Here is an 18,985-nt window from a genome sequence, read left to right as displayed (position 1 = left end):
TACTCAGCATACGCCGAAGATTAAACATAAGGTCTATTTACCATAAAATAGCTAATAACTACTCTTGTTATCAACATACAAGTGTCGTTATTAGCTGCCAGCAAGCTTTACCGTGTAACCTTTTTTTTCAAGCAACTGCTTAATTTTGTCACGCATTTCACCTTGAATTTCAATGTGGCCGTCCTTTATCGAACCACCGCAGCCACAGGACTTTTTTAGCTCAGCAGCCAGCAACTTTAGAGGCGCATCATCAAGATCTAAACCCTTAATAATCGACACACCTTTGCCTTTTCGGCCTTTTGTTTCTTTGTGAATTCTGACAATCCCATCACCTTTTGGACGCTCAATGCTTGGGGCTTCAGGCTTAATACGGCCCGTTTCCGTTGAATATACAAGAGTCATAATATACTTCGTTCTTTGTTATTTTTTTAATTGAGTTTGTTGGGCTTCCGCTTTCTGTTTTGCAATCAGATAAGCTTCGATATGTTTTTGAATAGCAACTTTTGCTCCTTTGATCAAGCGGCCATTGAAAAAGCAATACCATCCATTGGGTTCTCCGGTATCATTTTTTAACATGAAACCGTTAAATTGCTCTTGAATTGTTTGTGCACTACCTTCCCGTTTTTTGCCAATCGATTCAAATTCACTTGGGTCAATCAGCGATGCAGTATCACAAAACCAATCAATACTTTTTTTTACTGCAGCGAGGTTTCCAGTTAAAACGTTTTTTTTGATCTGCACTTGCCAGATGTCTGGGGAGTTATCTGCAGATTTTAAAGTAAACCCTCGGTATGTAGTAATTGCCATGATGACCTACTTATTTTTGTCATTGATAGTTAAATAATAATTGTATCTTCTCGGTACGCAAGTATATTTAGTAACTAATTAGAAAGTTATAGTGCGTTAACATGAAAAGACCTCTTGTACAATTGACTGAAGCAAAACAGATCAAAGCTAAACTATTGGAATTTAAGCATCCTATCACACCACAGCAGCTTGCTCTATTGACCCAAGAACATTATCAAAAAAATTCATTACTCGCCTTCAGTAAAGATTGGAATATTTTCACTGAATTTTGCCAAAGAAAATCGGTAAACCCTTTACCGGCTTCCGTTACCGCCGTTAGATTATTTCTTGAAAGTGAAGCCAAGGTAAGAAAGTTTAGTACCATTAGACGTTACTCTGTCACTATCGGTATGATTCATTACTTACTGAATCAAAAAGATCCGACGTTGAATGTGCAAGTTCGTCAACTTCTTCAACGCTTAAGGGCGGAAAAATACGGCGATGAGAAACAGGCTGAATGTTTTACTCGTCAACACTTGGCATCACTTTATCAATTAATGGCCGAAAGCAATGAAAGTCTAGCAATACGTGATTTGGCTATCTATCACGTGATGTTTGAATGTGCCATGAAACGAGGAGAGCTTAAAAAGCTCAGCTTCAAAGATATAGCAGAAGATCATAGTCAACTTAGCATTGGCAATGAAATCTATCAATTATCCCCTTCAGCGCAGCAAATATTAGCTCGTTGGACGGCATTGATCTCTCAGCAAGATGGCGCAGTTTTTCGCTCGATTGATAGGCATGGCAATATCAATAATCAACCTTTAGATGATTCATCCATCTACCGTATATTAAGGCGTGCTGGTGATTTATTAGCTCTACCACATTTAAAATTTTCAGGTCAATCGACCCGAATTGGTGCCGTAAAAGAGCTAGCCGAACAAGGCTATCATACTAAAGATATTCAAAGTTTTGGGCGTTGGTTAAGCCCTGCGATGCCTAACCAATACTTAGGTAAATTACACACCGCAGAAGTTACTAAAATAAAATTTACTCGAATTAAACCTTGGACATAAGTGAGCGTTGGACACAATCAGCTAAAAAAACCGAGAATGAGTGGCCGTGGTGTTCCAGCATTTTCGGGAACATGGAAATGGGCGTCATTCCAGGAAAAGTATTCACTTCATTAAGATAAATTTCGCCTTGTAAGGTAAGGAAAAAGTCTATTCGAGCAAGATGCCTTAATTTCATATGCACAAAAACCTTCTCTGCACAGCGCTTAATGAGATCTCTTTGCTCTACAGTGATATTATCCGCAGCTACTTTAGTAATTGAATGACTATTGGCACTGTACTTCTCTTCATAGCTATAAAAAGCATCATCAGGAGCAATGATCTCGCCAGGCTGAGTAATATGGAGTTTTCCCCCAAGCTCATAAGCAGCAACCTCTAACTCTCGCGGTTTGACGGCTTGTTCAACCAGCACTTGATCAGAAAAGGTAAATGCATCATCAATTGCCTTGGCAATTTGCTGCCTATCGGTGACCTTGTAACAGCCAACCGATGAACCCTGCCGAGCCGCCTTGATAAATACAGAGCCCCATTTATCAAAAGCTAGCTGGGCTTGACGTAAAGCTTCATCGTTATTTTCTGTTAAAAATAAGTAGGGTGTATTAGGAATACCGAGTGCGTCATACCACAGTTTCGACGTGATTTTATTGAAACTATTACTGCTGGCTTCTGGTCCACATCCTAAATATGGGATACCGGCCAGCTCTAACATTGATTGGATATCGCCCGTTTCACCCGGATAGCCGTGGATGCAAGGCACAACAAAATCGATGTGACGAGAGCCATGATCGCTATTTAGTGAGGCAGAATTCGTATCAAGGTAAACCATATCACCGGAATCAGTAAACCACCCCGTGGGTTTCATCTCTACTCGAATCACGTCGAACGATGACGTTAACGTCAGTTGTTGCTGTAAATAATCAGCAGAAACTAGCGAGATCTCGTGTTCTGACGAGCCTCCACCACATAAAAGTAAAATTGTTGTTTTATTCATTAAACCGTTCCGTTACACCAAAATTTGGTTGCAGACCACAAGACCAACTGATGTGGCAACCACATTCATTCTATCGGCTATGATAGACAATTCAGCACAGAGGTACACCATAGAAAAGGATTTATTACCTAATCTTAGTTTAATTGTGTAGAGAATAAACAGCACAGGGGCAAAAGCCCCTGTTGTAGATGTTCATTAATTGAGTTTATTTAATGTAGGGAAGTCTGAATTTTTAATACTATCGATGCTCTTAACAAATGGTTTCAAGTCACGAAATTCTTCAGGTAATCCTTGCAAGGCATTCAATGCTTCCTGACGAGTGGCGTAATCACCATACAAAACCGTGTACCATTTAGTACCATTAACAACCTTGTAGTTTTCCCAAATTGGTTGGCCATCTTTAGGTAACTGATTAGCAAATTGATCAACTTTGGTTTGTGCGCCAACAGCGACAACTTGAATGGTAAAGCCATAACGTGGATTCATTGCCAATTGCTGCTCAGTTGGTGGAGCAATGGTAACTTTAGGTTTAGCTGGTGGCGTGGCTTTAACGATTTTTTGCTCTTCGGCAGGCGTCATTTTGATCACTTGAGCTTGAACATTGCGTTCGGATACTCCGTCAGCATTGCCCCTTTCTGAGACGATAGGTTTAGGAATATCGGCTACAGCAAACTCTTCCGTATGACTTTGAGTTGTTACATCCGTGATATAATTTTCCGAGGCACAGGCGGCGAGCAGCGCGCACAAACCAACAATCGCAATTCTTTTCATAAACCAATACACACCTTAGATAGAAAGTAATGTAAATCATGCCGATAGCGCGTCTTATAATCAAGTATAGGATGTCATTATCTCTGATTATCCTGTGATTTATGACACAAACTGGAAGAGAGATGATGTCATGAAGATCACATCCAGACTAAATACATCAACACCATCAGACAATTTTAACTAAAGTATTGTTCATAAGGCGGTATTGACCTTTGGTAAACATTTCACACCAGAGGCAAAACTTGGTTATTAGGCTCATTACCTGTTAGGTCTTCACATCATGAATTCTATCAACCCGCTACTTAATCCAAGATCTGTGGCTGTGATCGGCGCTTCAACGCGATCTTTTCGAGCGGGTAATATCGTTATGAAAAACCTACTTCAGGGCGGTTTCGATGGGGCAATTATGCCGGTGACGCCACGTTACCCATCGGTATGTGGCGTCTTGGCTTACAAAACCGTACTTGATTTACCTCTCGTCCCCGATATTGCGATTCTTTGTACTCATGCTTCTCGTAATCTACAACTCTTTAGCCAATTGGCAGAAAAAGGCGTCTCATGCGTTATCGTATTATCCGCCGATATGTACAGTGAAGATGCTCAACAGCACGAAATTCAGCAACAGTGCCTAACGATTGCCAAGCAAGCCGGAATTCGCGTACTAGGCCCTAATAGCCTTGGGATTATTCTGCCCTGGATACATTTCAATGGCTCATTTTCTCCGGTTAATGCCTTAAAGGGACATATTGCTTTTATCTCCCAATCGGCTGCGGTATGCACGACGATTCTCGATTGGGCCAATGATAAACAAATTGGCTTTTCGGCTTTTGTTTCCCTAGGCAACGCCTGCGATATCGACTTCGCCGATTTGCTCGATTCGCTCAGTATCGACAAACACACTCATGCTATTTTGTTGTATGTCGATACCATCAAAGATGCACGTCGCTTTTTATCCGCAGCACGTGCCGCGTCTCGTAATCGACGAATACTTGTTTTAAAAGGGGGTAGAACCGCGGCAGGACGAAAGGCAGCTAAAATACACACTGGAGGCGAAGATACCCTAGATATTATTTATGACTCTGCCATTCGCAGAACCGGTATGCTGAGGGTTAATAATACGCATGAGCTGTTTGCCGCCGTTGAAACGTTAACTCATGCCGTACCACTCCAAGGCGAGCGACTGGCAATCATCACTAATGGTGGTGGACCTGCTATTATGGCCGTCGATACGTTGCTCGAACGTGGGGGGAAATTAGCACAATTAAATCCAACCGTTTATCAACAGCTTGATCAATGCCTTCCACGTAGTTGGTCGCAAAACAACCCAATAGATATTGTTGGAGATGCTGACCACATTCGTTATGTTAATGCGTTAAAAGCAGTGCTTGATAGTGATGATATCGATGCCATTCTGATTATGCACTCTCCTTCCGCCATCGCGCACTCAGAGCAAACAGCAATGGCTATTGTTGAGGTGATCAAAACTCACCCTCGGGCGAGGCGTTTTAATATTCTGACCAATTGGTCTGGGGAACTCACCGCTCGCCCGGCTCGGCACATTTTTACTCAAGCTGGCATCCCGACCTACCGCACCCCAGAAAGTGCGGTCGTGGCCTTCATGCATTTGGTTGAATTTAGGCGTAACCAAAAACAGCTGATGGAAACCCCGACGACCACTGAGTTGGTGACCGCGTCAGAAATCAATAGCGCCAAAGCGTGGATAGCCGAGCATTTAAGCGAACAAGAAAGTGTGCACATTGATACTCATCAAATAGGTACGTTCCTCAAATGCTTTCATTTTAATGTGTTACCTACCTGGATAGCTTCAGACAGTAGCGAGGCGGTACACATAGCAGAAACGATTGGCTATCCGGTTGCGGTAAAATTGCGATCTCCAGATATTAGTCATAAATCCGACGTGCAAGGCGTTATGCTTAACCTACGCAACCGTAACGAAGTGGCTAATGCCGCGCAATCGATCCTTGATAGAACTCAACTCTCCTATCCGGCAGCCAGAGTGTATGGCTTGTTAGTGCAAGCGATGGCCAAACTGGCTGGAGGGGAAGAACTGCGTATTAAAGTCAAACACGATGCTATTTTTGGTCCAGTGATTTTACTGGGCCAAGGAGGATCAGAGTGGGAGGAATCACTGGATGCGGTCGCGGCATTACCACCATTAAACATGACACTGGCAAGATACTTAATTGTTCGAGCGCTACGCAGCGGTAAAATTCGTTTGCAAAAACAACCAGTTCCTATTGATATTGACGGTTTATCCGAGTTTTTAGTCCGAATCTCCCAACTGATTATTGAATGTCCACAAGTACACGAATTAGATATTCACCCTTTGCTGGTCAATGGCGATCAATTTACGATTCTAGATGCCGATTTGATATTACAGCGTTTCGAAGGGGATGCACAAAGTCGATTAGCTATTCGCCCCTATCCTTCTGAATTGGTCGAAAATATCATAGCTAAAGATGGGGAGCCGCTAACGATTCGACCGATTCTCCCCGAAGATGAGCCACAACATGCCGCTTTTATCAATCGAGTTTCAAAAGAAGATCTATACAAACGTTTTTTTTCGGATGTCGGTGAGTTTAATCACGAAGCCCTAGCCAACTTTACCCAAATTGATTATGACCGAGAGATGGCTTTTGTTGCTGTCAGCCATAAAACCTCACCAGCAGAGATCATTGGTGTCTCACGAGCATTAATCAACCATGATAACAGTGATGCTGAATTTGCCATTTTGATCCGCTCCGATCTTAAAGGCAAAGGGCTCGGATCATTGTTAATGAAAAAGATCATTGATTACTGCCAAGCGAAAGGGACTGCCCGCATCTCAGGTATGACCATGCCTAGCAATAAAGGGATGCTTAATTTAGCCCAAAAACTGGGCTTTAGTATCGAGATCCACTTTGAAGATGGAACGGCAGACATGGTCTTGACCCTAACCGAACCGTAAACCAATACTCTGGTAGATCAAACAAGATCCCAATGTTTTTTCAAATATTGAATACACCACGATTTTGCTTCACCAGTCGTGTTTCTGCGCCAAGCCATAACAATATCAATGTGTTTATCTGCACTACCGGATATTTTTTTCAATTGCCCACTGGCAATTAACGGTTGTGCAGTTTGTATCGGCAAAGTACCAATACCTAATCCTTCCACCAGCGCTTGGCACTTGGCATTAAAATTACTCACCGTTAAACGCGGCTGCTTTTCTAAAATATTGACACTCATCGCTGGTTGTTCACGCGCTGTATCGGCAATCGCAATCACTCGATACTTTTGTCGAGCCTGCTCATCAAATTCGCCACGGCGGCGATGAACATAATGATCGCTCGCGGCAACCCAAATCAGTGACATTGAGCCTAATCGCTCCGATTTTACCTCTTGCGGTAAACTGTCTATCTTGGGGCAAATCAGTAAATCTGCTCTTCCTGTAGCGAGAGACTCCCAACTTCCGGCTAAAATCTCTTCTTGTAGACGAATTCGAGTTTTACTGACATTACCTAATGCATCCACCAAAGGAAAAAAGTTCGCGACCGGAATGATGCCATCAAAAGCCAATGTAATATCTAGCTCCCAGCCGTTAGCAAGTAATGTCGCATCGTTAACTAGCTTCTCGGCGGCGGACAAAATGGTTCGCCCACGCTCAAGGATCAACCGTCCAGCATCAGTAAAACTGGCTTTATGACCAGAGCGATCAAAAATCATCATATCCAAATCTTGTTCAAGCTTTTGAATTTGATAACTCAATGAGCTTGGTGCACGGTTCAGCTCATTGGCCGCCGCGGCAAAACTGCCCCGCCGCTCAATCGCATCTAGGATATGTAGTGCTTCTAAAGTAATCGGGCTTTGCATCTCTTTTTTCCTCATACAAGATCGGTGATTTGACGATCGTTTTACTCTGGTTTTACCCATACTTGGCTAAAATCAAACCAACCTAAGGCATTGCACTTTGCATTTTGTAACGCACCACATTGATCTTTATTCACCCCTAACCAGCAATGAAACATTGGAATGATCTGTTTACTGGCGACTAAGGACTTACCGAGCTCTTGAGCGGGAAAAGGGATTGATTCATCGCTCGCACGCCATTGATCAATCAATCCAGACCAACGATAAAAATCCTCAACTTGACTCATTGGTTCAATATCAGAGTAATCCAATAACCAGCCAGCCAGTGCATCATCCCGATGGTTCGCAATACCCATAGCTTTGATCCAAATGTCTACCTGATCGACATCATCGACGGTTAATTCATATTTAATGAAGCTGACGTCTATACCATCTTCTTTAAGTAGGCGTTCAATACACTTCGCTAAAGTAGGAAACATAGGATGTTGAGCATGATAAGCAACCGTAACGGTTTTACCGATTGGTGGTTCAACGGCTGACATTGGCCCATTTTGATGATACCAACCCGGCTTTAATCCATAAGCAGGCAATACGCCCAGTTCAACCACCTTTTCTTCTGGTAACAAACGAAATAAATTCAGCGCACTGAGTTTGGTTTGTAAATAATTAGCCCAAGTCTCATTAGACGCAATCCCGTTACGACGATTGAGTAATAAGTAAGTGCAACCTGGATCGAGTTCAACATCTTCACTAAATGAACCGCGCTGACTTTTTATCGGGTGCGTTAAGCTCGGAAATACCATTGAGGAGTGCACTTCATCAATAACCCATACTTCGACACGGTCCAGCAACGGACGAAAACCAAAATAGCCATCAAATGCTTGTAGCACTAGTCTTTTTTCGTCATTAATCAAAACCTTATAAGGGCCACTACCTATTGGTTTTTGATCAAAATCATCCGCTCTTAATGACTCTGGCAATAAAATTTTTGCACAAGATTCTGCCAATAATAGCGGTAAACGAGTATCGGGTTTAGCTAGATGAATATCGACAACCCAATCATCAGGAGTCGTAATGGCGTCAATGTGTGCAAACAAATTGACCAAACGTAATTGCCATAGACTCTGCACCACTATCTCAGTGGTCATTAATTCACCGTTATGAAAACGTACTCCTGGACGTAAATAAAACCGCCAGTGTGTTGAGCTTAACGCTTGCCAGTGATGCGCAAGATCCGCTTGCAGCTGTTCCTCTTCATCTAAACGAGTCAAACCTGAATAAATTTGTCGCGCAATATGCAGCTCAGATCGGCGCATCGGCTTCGTAGGATTAAGCATAGAGAGTGGCCGATAATACGGCAAGCGCACCACTTGTAAGCCTTCTTGGTGTTGTACACCTAGATAACTTTGGATAACTTGAGTTAACTTAGCGGCATCTTGATCCAATACCGCCAGCGCTTGACCTATCTTGCCTTCTTGCAGATAACGACGAGCAAGGTTTTCACTGACATCTGCCCGACTACGTTTAAAAATAAGCTGTGAGAGTTTGCCGCGTCCTGGAGCGGGATGCCATTCAATCCATCCCTCATCTTCTAATTTATTAAGTACAATACGCGCATTACGTCGAGTGCAAAATAAAATGTCGGTAATATCGTCTAATTGTGTCTCTGCATCTTGACCATGAAAATGAGCAAATAAGGTTTCAAACTGGACACGTAAGCGAGGGCTACTCATAAAGGAGGAAACTCTATATCTTAAAAACTTACTACAGTTTCCTCTATTTAGGTCCTTCAGTGCAAGAGCAGGCCAGCAGTTTAGGAGATATCGCAACCTAAAGATTGAGCAAGTTCAGATAATTGTTCGTTGTTATCGAGTTTAACTGACCATTTTACACCGCCACTGTTGGCCAGCATTACATTTGCGCCTCTGCCAAGTAAAGTGACATTGTCACTTGAAGATTGTAGACTAATTGAATGCTCACCCAGTAAGCGCACCACCACTTCATGTGCGGTGGCAATAATTTTCCCACCGGAAAATTCAATCATCATTCGATTGCCTCGCTATCTTGCCTAACTTTATTACGCTGCTGTTTGACCGCCAACGTTAAACGACTGACACAAACTAAGCGGCCTTGTTCATCGGTAATATCTATCTGCCAAACTTGAGTGGAAATACCGAGATGGATAGGTTTCGCCGTGCCAATTACCTCACCTTGTCGCATGGCCCGTAAGTGATTAGCATTAATGTCTAATCCTACGCAATAGCGAGTCTCATCGACGGCAAAATTACCGGCAATGGAGCCTAAGGTTTCGGCTAAAACCACTGAGGCTCCGCCATGCAACATACCCAATGGTTGATGTGTATACGAACAGACAGGCATGGTTGCCGAAATAGAGTTTTCCGTGATCTCGGTATAAATAATATTCAAATGCTCCATCATAGTATTTTTTGACGTGGCATTTAATCGCTCTAAGCTGATTGGCTTTTTCCAAATTTCCATGTTCACCCTTAATAAAATACATCAATAGCCGTCAACAACGCGTATCCAGCAATATTGCATCTCCAATAAACTTGGGTATATTGTACAACCACTTGGCTATCTATCCTACCGAGTCATTATAGGGATGATTATGATTAAGGATGTGTTATGCGTTTAAGAATAAAAATCTTAAGCTTAACGATGACGTTGATTGGTTTAACCGCCTGCAGCGCTTCGCCAACTGGGCGCAACCAGCTATTGCTGTTCTCGAATACCCAAATGAGCACACTCGGTGTGCAATCTTTTAGTCAAATGAAAAGTGAGTTGCCGATCAGTCAAGATGCGGCCTTGACTCGCTACGTACAATGCGTCACCGATGCCCTTCTTCAGTACGTCCCAGCACAGCCTAGCGTCGAGCAATGGGAAGTTGTCCTGTTTGATAGTCCACAAGTGAATGCTTTTGCCCTACCTGGCGGCAAAATCGGAGTCTATACCGGATTACTAAGCGTTGCCGTCAATCAAGATCAACTGGCAACGGTGATTGGTCATGAAATTGCTCATGTACTTGCCAATCATAGTAATGAACGCCTCTCTCAAGCCCAACTGGCCAATGTCGGATTACAAGTCACTGATGTTGCTTTAGGAGCTTCAGAATATGCACAATATCGTGATTTGACCATGGCGGCTTTAGGTGTCGGTGTTCAATATGGCGTGATTATGCCTTATGGCCGCCGCCAAGAATCAGAAGCGGATCGCTTAGGATTAACCTTAATGGCCCAAGCTGGGTTTGATCCGACACAAAGTATCGAACTATGGCGAAATATGGCAAGAGCTTCGATGGGACAACAACCCCCTGAGCTACTATCGACCCATCCTTCCCACAGCACACGCATTAATGATCTGGCTGCGAAGATATCAACATTGCCAGATACCACTCGACAAGCGCCCAATTGTGGACCATAAACTAACATCTCGTTCAAAACGGCTTTAATTACCTTCAGATCCCCGGGAAACACTGAACATTCTCGGGGTATAGCCCTTCCAATCGTAGGCATAAAGTGGATAATACCCGCGAACTTAACTTTATAGAGGTGGGAATCAATGTCTACTGAAGCAACTTTACTCGAACGCTGTGACTCAAAATGTGAACTGTGCGCGGCACAAAGCTCACTTTCTCCTTATGTGGTTGCGCCACATACACAGATCACCGTCGATCACGCTATCATGCTTTGCGCCACCTGCAGCTCACAAATCGAACAACCTGAAACGATGGACGCGAATCACTGGCGCTGTCTAAATGACAGTATGTGGAGCCAAGTAGCACCTGTTCAGGTAATGGCATGGCGTCAACTCAAGCGTTTATCCGCAGCAGAGAGCTGGGCGCAAGATTTGCTCGATATGATGTATATGGAAGAAGATCTTCAAAAATGGGCCGAAATCGGTATGAACGATGATGAAGATAAGCCCCGTGACGTGAATGGTGTTGAACTCAAAAAAGGCGATGACATCACGGTAATCAAAGATCTTCCAGTGAAAGGCTCAAGCATGGTAATCAAACAAGGAACGGCGGTACGTGGTATTAACTTAACCGATGATCCAAAGCACATTCAGGGTAAAGTTAATGGTCAAACTATGTACATTATCGCTGAGTATTGCCGCAAGAAATAAGCAACTTTGTGCTTATCTTTGGTAAGCGCTAAATGTATATAGCAAAAAGCCGACGTTTTCGTCGGCTTTTGTCTTTTAACAACTTGTCTTTTTGCTTAACGTGTTAATCCAATATCACGTTGAATATGGCTAGATAATTCTGCGGTGTGGTAGTACGTTGCTTGTTTTGTTTCCACAAAAAGAATATCCACCAAATGAGCTATCAATCCTTTGAAGTTAACCGCATAGGTTTTTTTATCCATAGAGGTTGGTGCTGTTAAAGTACCTAAACGCATTGCTTGTGCCATGTGAGCCTCTCTTAATTCGGTAACTTATTTGCGCGCATTTTAAGCAAGCTATTGCTACAAAAGAAGTGACAAAATTTGTCATTTCGAATTAAAAAAACTAATGAAACAACCCTATAACAACTGCGGAATATATATTCAATGTAATCGCATTTAAAACTGATATTTGACCATCCTATGCATAAGAACAATCCGCTCCACGACTTTCTAGATACTTCATTAACAAATATTTTACTCTCGCGGAAAGTCACTATTTTCTAACTTAATAACAGCAGCTTGAGATCGAGCCTGCCCTTTAACAAGTGATGCGATGATCGCAAATAGCATAGTGGTTAATAGCACCGACAATGATATCCAAGTTGGTATTTCCCAACGAGAACCAACCAGTAACATTTTTACGCCAATAAACATCATAATGAATGCTAAAGCCGGTTTTAAATAGATAAACTTATCCAGCAAGCCTTGTAAAACAAAAAATAATGAACGCAAGCCAAGCAAAGCAAAAACGTTAGCGGCGAGCACGAGAAAAGGCTCTCTCGTCACTGCAAAGATGGCTGGAATAGAATCCAGTGCAAACATCACGTCCATACAGGCGATCACACCAACAACGATCAACATCGGAGTAACCCACCAACGTTTGCCAACACGTACCCAAAGTGCATGTCCTTGGTATTGATTCGTTACTCGACAGCAACGTCGGATGATTTTTTCTGCTAATGGATTAGCGTGACTCGCTGGCTTTTCTCGTAATAACTGCACACCCGTCCACATTAAGAACAGAGCAAACACATACAATAAGCCATGATATTGTTCGAGTAATTGAGCACCAACGATAATCATCACCGCACGCAACACAAGAGCACCAATCACTCCGAACAAAAGAGCTCTTGGACGAAGCGACTCCGGCACGGCGTATTGATGAAAAATAATCGCAAAGACAAACAAATTATCAATACTAAGTGATTTCTCGAGTAGATAACCGGTTAGAAAAGCTAATGTTGCTTGCGAGGCGCTGTAAGAGCTATGAACAGCATAATCATCCCAAAAGAGATAAAGGACTGCCGCAAACAAAAACGCGAGTAAAATCCAGACCACGCTCCAGCTTAACGCGCGTTGCAGGGTAATTCGGTTACCACGAGTTTGCCAAATATCCATAGCAACCAGAGCAAAGGTTAACAACGTAAACGAAATATAGATGATCGGGGTCATGATTCCTCCACAGGCGGAAGGAAAACGGATTCTCGATAGGAAAACGACACCTTCCGCATACCAGTTAGTTCACTGCCTAAATCAGCAGTATGGAATGCGTTGGTCTCGTCGAAATAGAAGTGGTAAAACAGACTATTTATATTTGCCGGATAAGCGATGCTTAACGTGATGACGACAAATAAACAAATGGCGACTACTCCCCAAACGTCGCCATTTTATGCTGAGTCGCTACTTTCGTCTAGAGTTTATAGCAATTAAACACCTGCAAAGGGCAAAACATACACTAAACCTGCCCATAAACTAATCCAAACAACCACCACTAAAGCATCTAACCAGTCTTTACTCCACATTGGCTTCTCCCCTGTTTGAGTCACAGCACACAATGCTTTGCAAAGAACACGCCATATTAACGTGTGTATTGTCCCGTTTCTTGTCGTTCAGCGTCATTACTGAGTATCGAAGGATTATCGGTTAAAAACTCAATAAAGGCATCGGCCATGGAAATCGTAGTTATCTTTCCTTCCCCTTTCATTTCTGTCAGTCCTTGGTAGCCTTCTTTCCCTTTCATAGTGTAAGCAGAGGAAGTTCCCCAATATTCCTGTTCCGCTTGCACAGGATGCCACTGCCCCTTTTGCCAGATCTGTAAATTGGTGATTCGCTCTCCAAGTGGTCGTTCGGGCAGATATTCAAAGGAAAGGTGATGGGTATAAGGATAACTTCCCGCTCCGGTGCCCTCGACACCATTATTTAAAGCGTTATTAATTGCCCCTTCAAGGGCTTTAGCCAGGCTTTTACCTTTTAAACGATAGACGCCAATCGGCACGGCAAACGGAAGCAACTTTCCGGCAATATCGGCAACAGAAACAGCACCAGCAGATAAAGAGGTTCTCACACCGCCCGCATTATGAATTGCAAACTGAACCGGATAGCCACGTTTACGCATCACATGCATAAAGGCTCTGGCGACTAAAGGAGCCAATTCACTGGGGCCTTCTTGATCGGGAATACGCACATGGCGTAGTGCTTGAGTAGCATGACCAATGATTTGCTGCTGCAACTCTCGCACGCGAGGAATGTATTTATTGCGCAAAATAGCATGCACTTGCGGATCTTTTTTACACACCACGACATTAGGGTGGTTGTTGACAAAATCACAGGCATCGAGATAAGCAGAATCACTGCCTGCTTCACTCATGCTCGCATCAAGGAATAATCGTCGACCCAGCAATAACTCATTACGCCCTGAGAAATTCACTACGTTGCCTTGTTCATCAAAGTCTATCTGGCAGTGGCCTAACGCCAATGCATACAGCCCAGCTTGAACAACGTAAGTTTGGTTAATTTTTTGTCCATAGGATTCCTCACAACTTAAACCTAGTGAGCTAAAATCACCTTGCAATACGTGAGTATGACCACCAACGATTAAACTTATCCCATCAACCTTAGCCGCTAACTCTTTGTCAGCTTCATAGCCTAAGTGGCTGACGAGAATAATTTTATTAATCCCAGCATTGTGGATCTGTTGAATGGTATTCTTAGCTGTTTCTAAGGCGTTGATAAATGGTGTATCAGCATCTGGGTTGGCTATATCATCCATTTTATCCAAAGATAAACCAAAGAGAGCGATATCACTCCCCTGCGCGGATTTAACAATCCATCGAGCGCACTGCTTATCAACATCAAAAGCATGCACACGCGGGTTAATCGCTAAACGGTGAGGTTTATCTTCATGCTCTTGCGATAAATCCCAATTACCGGCAAGTAAAGGAAATTGGATACGCTCAGCAAATTGCGCCACCGGATCATTACCCATATCCAGCTCGTGATTCCCTAAAGTCATAGCATCAAGGCCCAGTGAATTGAGCATTTCCGCGTTTGCTAATCCTTTGAATAACGAAAAATAGAGCGTGCCTTGGAAACAATCGCCAGCGTGAACCAAGATAAATTCTCTCTGCATCCGCTTAGCATCCGCTCTTAACTGCTCAACGCGAGTGGCAATACGCGCAAAACCGCCAGCACTGACAAAAGGCGTCATGGTCTGCCCATCAATATTTAAGGTCAGTTGTAATGATGTTGGCTCAAAATAAGAATGGGTATCATTGATATGAGCCAGAGTGATTGATGTAATATTTTTTATTTTTTTCATAACTTTCTCTCTCTTTCGCGCTCATCCTAGCGGAAAAATCATGACAGAATCGTGACTTTTATGAAATAGGTTTGCAAAAAAAGTGCTCAACTGTCCTATTGTTTATTACGTAACACGGGATAAAAGGGATGAATTTGTGAGATGAGGACAAGTTTCAAGCCTTAACAGTCTGCTTTTTCAGACTTTTTCCTTTATGCTAAAAGAAAAGCTCAGCGCAAGCAGGCACGCGTTGAGAAAAAGGACCTTGCCGATGCATCTAGAACGTATTGAAATATCAGGATTTCGTGGCATTCGCCGTTTATCACTCGCTTTCGATGAGTTAACCACCCTCATTGGGGAGAATACATGGGGCAAATCCTCGTTATTGGATGCACTCTCGATCATGCTACCTGCCGATGGTCGGCCTTACCAGTTCGAATTGCAAGATTTCCATGTCGATTATTCTGTCTCTCATCCCCAAACCCAAGACATTCAAATCATTTTAAGTTTTGTCACCACAGAACCTCGCGAACATCGAGCTGGGCGTTATCGCAAGCTGAAACCCGTGTGGCGACAAGACGAACAGGGTAATCAACGAATCATTTATCGTGTCAGTGGAACGCGAATACAATACGATATCTCAACGGATTATGCTTTTTTAGATTTAGACGGTAATCCTATTTTAGTTCATAACAGTGCACAAATCGCTCACACGCTCATGAGTTTACATCCGGTGATCCGATTGCGAGATTCTCGACAATTTGAACGCCCTTTCGTCGAAGGTAACGGCAAAAATACCCGTGTTGAAAAACGAATCAGTAACACATGTCGCCGTCTAATGGCCATTCCTGGTCATGTTAATAAAGGTGAAATGCGCAGTAGCCTGAGTGCTATGCAAGCTTTAGTCGAACATTATTTTTCTTTTAAAGATCAAAAACGCAAAAATCCACGTCGTGAGCGCGAAAGCTTAGTTTACGCCTCTCCAAGTAATGATAAAAGCTTAACGCAAATTGTCGATGAAACCAAAAATCGTCAAACGCGGCTGCTACTGCTCGGGCTGCTTAATGCCTATCTTCAAGCAAAAGGACCGAATGATCTTCGTCGCTATGCGCGACCGATTTTAATCGTTGAGGATCCAGAAGGACGTTTACACCCCACTCACTTAGCCAGAGCTTGGAGCCTTTTGGAGTTGTTACCGATGCAAAAGATCTTAACCACCAACAGTGGTGATCTTCTCGGTTCTGTGCCACTACATTCGATCCGCCGTTTAGTCCGACAGTCAGATAAAACGATCGCTACCAGTATGCCTATTCATGGCGTTAGCCGAGATGAGTTAAGAAGAATTGGTTTCCATATTCGCTTTCATCGTTCTGGTGCACTCTTTGCGCGCTGTTGGCTACTGGTAGAAGGCGAAACTGAAGTCTGGTTATTCAGTGAATTAGCGAGACAATGTGGTTATAACTTGGCTGCAGAAGGCGTACAAATTATCGAGTTTGCTCAATCAGGGTTAAAGTCATTGATCAAAGTGGCCAAAGCTTTTTCGATTGAGTGGCATGTGGTTACCGACGGCGATCCTGCAGGTAAAAAGTATGCGGCAACAGTGATCAGTATGCTAGGCAATGATCAACCTCGAGATCGGTTAACCGAACTTCCTGATCGTGATATCGAGCATTTTCTCTATTCTCACGGCTTTGAAGACTTTTTTAAAGACATGGTCAAGATCCCTCATGATCATCCTATTCCGGCTAAAAAAGTGGTTAGCCGCGTGCTCAAAAAACACGCAAAGCCTGACCTAGCTCTAGCGATAGTTTCTCACTGCGATAAAAATGGTCTTGAATCTATCCCGGTCTTACTACGCTGGACACTAAAACGTGTCATTACAATGGCAAATGGCAGCAGTTAGAGCCAAAATCAATTAGAACCTAAATCAACCAAAAAAAGCACAGCCATTAATGTTAGGCTGTGCTCAGTATCAAAGGAGCAAAACAGTCACATTTAGGGGAAATATGAATGTTGATATCAGAAAAGATGATATGACGTCATTGATACAAAAATAAGCAAGGCAACCATCGTATTTTGGATAATGGCTCCATTATCAAATAAACGGTTTAACTGACCCGATTGATGGATTTTAAGCGTTTAGTTTGAGAAGCACTTTGTGCGCGTTGATGAAGCCATACCCCGCTCGTTTTCATCAAATAACCAAAAATACCGCCAAGCAGTAAAGAAGGGATCACTAAGGGCCATTGTTCTGCTGCTGCAAACGTCGCACAAGATCCAATAAAGGTACCGGGAATATAAGCGAGCCAACTTTTACTGGCTTGAATACACATCATAAAGGCAACGATTGCAGTGATGATATAACCTAATACATCAACACCCATCCACGAAGAGCTGTAGATAATCACTAACGCCCAAAAAACCCCGCTGATGTTGCACAGTAAACTTTGCAGTAATCCTCTGATCCCTTCATTCGGGGTAGCAAAAAAACTGGTACAACCTAAAAAACCAGCCCAAGAGAGAAGCCCTAACGACACAGCAATCCATCCCCAAATACCGGATAAGATCCCCGTCGTCAGTGAAATAGCAAACAATATATTCATGATCCTCTCCGCAGCTAGCCGCTTGAAAACAACGTTATCAACAAGCGGCATAGTAAAGGGGAACCCACACAATAACTAGTGATCATGAACACATATTTGAGGTAACGAATGAAGCTTAATACATAAATTTGTGACGCAAACGGTAAATCAACATATTTTGAAACTAAAGAACATAAGGCTTACCCTTCATCATCCGTAATCCTTCACGACGAATACACTCAGCTAACGGGTTTTCAGCCATATCTGCTCGCCAAATAAAAGTTAGCGTTCTTTCCATGCTTAACTGAGGGACATTCAGCGCGACCAACTGACCATTTTGAATAAATCGTTCGACATCCAAATAAGGCAAACAGGTTAAATAGGGACCATTTTCTACTAAACTACGCAGTACTGGAACATGCTCATATTCACGCCATACATCCAAATCAGGGATAAGCTTATGTATGGCACTCTCAAAGATGCCACGAGTACCTGAGCCCTGCTCACGCAATACCCATTTTGCCTGTTCTAGCTGAGCTAAACTCACCACATCACGTTTCGCAAACGGATGATGAGCGGAAGCCACAATACACAAGTGATCTCGACACCAAACTTCTTGAAGAATTCGGCTATCATCACAGCGACCTTCGATAATACCTAAGTCATAGCGATAGTCTAAAATACCGTCAATCACACTCTGGGTACTTCTGACGCCCAGCTCTATACGAATCTCTGGAAAATCACTATCAATAATACTGATAAGATCGGGGACAAGATGCTCGGCAGGGGTTTGACTCGCACCAAGACGAATCTCTCCACTCAATAAATGCTGATCATAAAAGCCCATTTCAATTTGTTGAGCATCTTGCAGTAAGCGTTTCGCTTTCGGACGCAACCACATCCCCCAATGGGTCAGTGCCATCTGCTTGCCTTGACGTTCAAATAGTGGACGTCCTAACATTTTTTCTAGCTGTGCGAGCGACATACTGGTGGCCGACTGAGTTAAGGCGAGTTTATCTGCCGCGACACTGACACTACCGGAATCCGCTACCGCATCGAAAACGGCCAACTGTTTTAATGAATATCGCACTCTCCATCCTTTTTATAACCATCATTACCCTGCCCATAATGAGCAATTCGTTTCATTT

At 43.1% G+C, this 18,985-nt stretch carries 18 protein-coding genes; 5 read left to right on the top strand and 13 right to left on the bottom strand.

All coding sequences use genetic code 11. The features are described 5' to 3' along the window. Nucleotides 1-90: 90 nt before the first annotated feature. On the bottom strand, nt 91-402 hold the full coding sequence (gene yciH / locus AACS00_RS09735) for a stress response translation initiation inhibitor YciH (RefSeq protein ID WP_004396328.1): 312 nt from the start codon (nt 400-402) through the stop codon (nt 91-93). An 18-nt stretch (nt 403-420) separates the two neighbouring features. After that, nucleotides 421-807: a DUF3319 domain-containing protein gene (locus tag AACS00_RS09730; RefSeq protein WP_072671175.1), complete on the bottom strand. Its 387-nt coding sequence runs from the start codon at nt 805-807 to the stop codon at nt 421-423. Nucleotides 808-908: 101 nt separating this feature from the next. On the opposite strand from AACS00_RS09730, the gene AACS00_RS09725 reads away from it, so the two are divergent. Continuing rightward, the gene (locus AACS00_RS09725; RefSeq protein WP_110167250.1) at nt 909-1,862 is read left to right on the top strand and encodes a tyrosine-type recombinase/integrase; all 954 of its coding nucleotides are present in this window, start codon (nt 909-911) and stop codon (nt 1,860-1,862) included. Here the strand turns inward: AACS00_RS09725 and AACS00_RS09720 are convergent. Then, entirely contained in the window at nt 1,846-2,850 is a 1,005-nt protein-coding gene (locus AACS00_RS09720; protein WP_110167249.1) for a D-alanine--D-alanine ligase, read from the bottom strand. The two genes, AACS00_RS09725 and AACS00_RS09720, sit on opposite strands and share 17 nt — an antisense overlap. A 195-nt stretch (nt 2,851-3,045) precedes the next feature. Beyond that, nucleotides 3,046-3,621 (bottom strand): SPOR domain-containing protein, encoded by a 576-nt coding sequence (locus AACS00_RS09715; protein WP_072671172.1) that lies wholly within the window; start codon nt 3,619-3,621, stop codon nt 3,046-3,048. Between the two features lie 280 nt (nt 3,622-3,901). Here AACS00_RS09715 and AACS00_RS09710 point away from each other — a divergent pair, with 280 nt between their 5' ends. Then, entirely contained in the window at nt 3,902-6,589 is a 2,688-nt protein-coding gene (locus AACS00_RS09710; protein WP_110167248.1) for a bifunctional acetate--CoA ligase family protein/GNAT family N-acetyltransferase, read from the top strand. A 17-nt stretch (nt 6,590-6,606) separates the two neighbouring features. On the opposite strand, the gene AACS00_RS09705 is transcribed toward AACS00_RS09710, so the two are convergent. From AACS00_RS09705 to AACS00_RS09690, 4 genes are all read right to left on the bottom strand, one after another. Next, on the bottom strand, nt 6,607-7,494 hold the full coding sequence (locus AACS00_RS09705; protein WP_072671171.1) for a LysR family transcriptional regulator: 888 nt from the start codon (nt 7,492-7,494) through the stop codon (nt 6,607-6,609). Nucleotides 7,495-7,535: 41 nt separating this feature from the next. Continuing rightward, complete coding sequence (locus AACS00_RS09700) at nt 7,536-9,224, bottom strand: SgrR family transcriptional regulator (RefSeq protein WP_110167247.1); 1,689 nt, start codon at nt 9,222-9,224, stop codon at nt 7,536-7,538. An 80-nt stretch (nt 9,225-9,304) separates the two neighbouring features. Further along, nucleotides 9,305-9,538, bottom strand: a complete 234-nt coding sequence (locus AACS00_RS09695; protein ID WP_072671169.1) for a DUF3389 domain-containing protein — start codon at nt 9,536-9,538, stop codon at nt 9,305-9,307. Continuing rightward, nucleotides 9,535-9,990 (bottom strand): hotdog fold thioesterase, encoded by a 456-nt coding sequence (locus tag AACS00_RS09690; protein ID WP_110167246.1) that lies wholly within the window; start codon nt 9,988-9,990, stop codon nt 9,535-9,537. Before AACS00_RS09690 ends, AACS00_RS09695 begins: the two co-directional genes overlap by 4 nt. A 147-nt stretch (nt 9,991-10,137) precedes the next feature. Here AACS00_RS09690 and AACS00_RS09685 point away from each other — a divergent pair, with 147 nt between their 5' ends. Beyond that, nucleotides 10,138-10,932, top strand: coding sequence for a M48 family metallopeptidase (locus AACS00_RS09685; RefSeq protein ID WP_072671167.1), 795 nt, complete (start codon nt 10,138-10,140; stop codon nt 10,930-10,932). Nucleotides 10,933-11,070: 138 nt separating this feature from the next. Continuing rightward, nucleotides 11,071-11,637, top strand: a complete 567-nt coding sequence (locus AACS00_RS09680) for a PhnA domain-containing protein (RefSeq protein WP_110167245.1) — start codon at nt 11,071-11,073, stop codon at nt 11,635-11,637. A 95-nt stretch (nt 11,638-11,732) separates the two neighbouring features. Here AACS00_RS09680 and AACS00_RS09675 read toward each other — a convergent pair whose 3' ends face one another. The 3 genes from AACS00_RS09675 to AACS00_RS09665 all read right to left on the bottom strand — a co-directional run bounded on the left by AACS00_RS09675 (nt 11,733) and on the right by AACS00_RS09665 (nt 15,276). Then, nucleotides 11,733-11,924: a hypothetical protein gene (locus tag AACS00_RS09675; protein ID WP_072671165.1), complete on the bottom strand. Its 192-nt coding sequence runs from the start codon at nt 11,922-11,924 to the stop codon at nt 11,733-11,735. A gap of 228 nt (nt 11,925-12,152) precedes the next feature. Further along, nucleotides 12,153-13,130: a TerC/Alx family metal homeostasis membrane protein gene (locus AACS00_RS09670; RefSeq protein WP_110167244.1), complete on the bottom strand. Its 978-nt coding sequence runs from the start codon at nt 13,128-13,130 to the stop codon at nt 12,153-12,155. A 406-nt stretch (nt 13,131-13,536) separates the two neighbouring features. Continuing rightward, on the bottom strand, nt 13,537-15,276 hold the full coding sequence (locus AACS00_RS09665; protein WP_110167243.1) for a bifunctional metallophosphatase/5'-nucleotidase: 1,740 nt from the start codon (nt 15,274-15,276) through the stop codon (nt 13,537-13,539). Between the two features lie 250 nt (nt 15,277-15,526). Between AACS00_RS09665 and AACS00_RS09660 the strand changes: the two genes are divergently transcribed. Further along, nucleotides 15,527-17,158 (top strand): ATP-dependent endonuclease, encoded by a 1,632-nt coding sequence (locus tag AACS00_RS09660; RefSeq protein WP_110167242.1) that lies wholly within the window; start codon nt 15,527-15,529, stop codon nt 17,156-17,158. A 205-nt stretch (nt 17,159-17,363) separates the two neighbouring features. On the opposite strand, the gene AACS00_RS09655 is transcribed toward AACS00_RS09660, so the two are convergent. Continuing rightward, a complete protein-coding gene (locus tag AACS00_RS09655; RefSeq protein ID WP_072671161.1) occupies nt 17,364-17,858 on the bottom strand; it encodes a DUF1097 domain-containing protein in 495 nt (164 codons plus the stop codon). Nucleotides 17,859-18,021: 163 nt separating this feature from the next. Then, the gene (locus AACS00_RS09650) at nt 18,022-18,927 is read right to left on the bottom strand and encodes a LysR substrate-binding domain-containing protein (protein ID WP_072671160.1); all 906 of its coding nucleotides are present in this window, start codon (nt 18,925-18,927) and stop codon (nt 18,022-18,024) included. Nucleotides 18,928-18,985: the final 58 nt, after the last annotated feature.

Source organism: Vibrio sp. 11986-1-5 (assembly GCF_963878025.1).
GTDB lineage: Bacteria > Pseudomonadota > Gammaproteobacteria > Enterobacterales > Vibrionaceae > Vibrio > Vibrio injensis.
Note: the sequence above shows the minus strand (reverse complement) of the source record. Positions and strands in the feature narration are given on the sequence as shown.